The sequence below is a fragment of the Streptomyces sp. NPDC017202 genome, from assembly GCF_044331705.1.
Taxonomy (GTDB): Bacteria; Actinomycetota; Actinomycetes; order Streptomycetales; family Streptomycetaceae; genus Streptomyces.
In genome coordinates this window covers 1-1,603 of record NZ_JBIRNP010000051.1, presented here as the reverse complement: position 1 = coordinate 1,603, position 1,603 = coordinate 1, and the positions used below count along the sequence as shown (strand labels likewise).

Annotated in this window: 2 rRNA genes; both read left to right on the top strand. The window is 56.9% G+C overall.

Going from position 1 to position 1,603, the window contains the following annotated elements:
* Positions 1 to 1,392: ribosomal RNA gene (locus ACH4N1_RS34965) — 23S ribosomal RNA — on the top strand; the annotation flags it as partial.
* Between the two features lie 94 nt (positions 1,393 to 1,486).
* Positions 1,487 to 1,603, top strand: a 5S ribosomal RNA gene (gene rrf, locus ACH4N1_RS34960).

Genomic DNA, 1,603 nt, shown 5'->3' with positions numbered 1-1,603 from the left:
CTGAGACCTGATGCCGAGCCGATTGTGGTGAAGTGGATGATCCTATGCTGTCGAGAAAAGCCTCTAGCGAGTTTCATGGCGGCCCGTACCCTAAACCGACTCAGGTGGTCAGGTAGAGAATACCGAGGCGTTCGGGTGAACTATGGTTAAGGAACTCGGCAAAATGCCCCCGTAACTTCGGGAGAAGGGGGGCCATCACCGGTGATCCGTTTTACACGGTGAGCTGGGGGTGGCCGCAGAGACCAGCGAGAAGCGACTGTTTACTAAAAACACAGGTCCGTGCGAAGCCGTAAGGCGATGTATACGGACTGACGCCTGCCCGGTGCTGGAACGTTAAGGGGACCGGTTAGTGCGCTTTCGGGCGTGCGAAGCTGAGAACTTAAGCGCCAGTAAACGGCGGTGGTAACTATAACCATCCTAAGGTAGCGAAATTCCTTGTCGGGTAAGTTCCGACCTGCACGAATGGCGTAACGACTTCTCGACTGTCTCAACCATAGGCCCGGTGAAATTGCACTACGAGTAAAGATGCTCGTTTCGCGCAGCAGGACGGAAAGACCCCGGGACCTTTACTACAGTTTGATATTGGTGTTCGGTTCGGCTTGTGTAGGATAGGTGGGAGACTGTGAAGCTTGGACGCCAGTTCAGGTGGAGTCGTCGTTGAAATACCACTCTGGTCGTGCTGGATGTCTAACCTGGGTCCGTGATCCGGATCAGGGACAGTGTCTGATGGGTAGTTTAACTGGGGCGGTTGCCTCCTAAAGAGTAACGGAGGCGCCCAAAGGTTCCCTCAGCCTGGTTGGCAATCAGGTGTTGAGTGTAAGTGCACAAGGGAGCTTGACTGTGAGACCGACGGGTCGAGCAGGGACGAAAGTCGGGACTAGTGATCCGGCGGTGGCTTGTGGAAGCGCCGTCGCTCAACGGATAAAAGGTACCCCGGGGATAACAGGCTGATCTTCCCCAAGAGTCCATATCGACGGGATGGTTTGGCACCTCGATGTCGGCTCGTCGCATCCTGGGGCTGGAGTCGGTCCCAAGGGTTGGGCTGTTCGCCCATTAAAGCGGTACGCGAGCTGGGTTTAGAACGTCGTGAGACAGTTCGGTCCCTATCCGCTGCGCGCGCAGGAGTCTTGAGAAGGGCTGTCCCTAGTACGAGAGGACCGGGACGGACGAACCTCTGGTGTGCCAGTTGTCCTGCCAAGGGCATGGCTGGTTGGCTACGTTCGGGAGGGATAACCGCTGAAAGCATCTAAGCGGGAAGCCTGCTTCGAGATGAGGACTCCCACCCACTTGATGGGGTAAGGCTCCCAGTAGACGACTGGGTTGATAGGCCAGATGTGGAAGCCTCGTAAGGGGTGAAGCTGACTGGTACTAATAGGCCGAGGGCTTGTCCTCAGTTGCTCGCGTCCACTGTGTTGGTTCTGAAACCACGAACAGCCCCACATTCCCGTTGGCCGGGGTGTGGTGCGGCTGCACAGTTTCATAGTGTTTCGGTGGTTATAGCGTGAGGGAAACGCCCGGTCACATTCCGAACCCGGAAGCTAAGCCTTACAGCGCCGATGGTACTGCAGGGGGGACCCTGTGGGAGAGTAGGACGCCGCCGAAC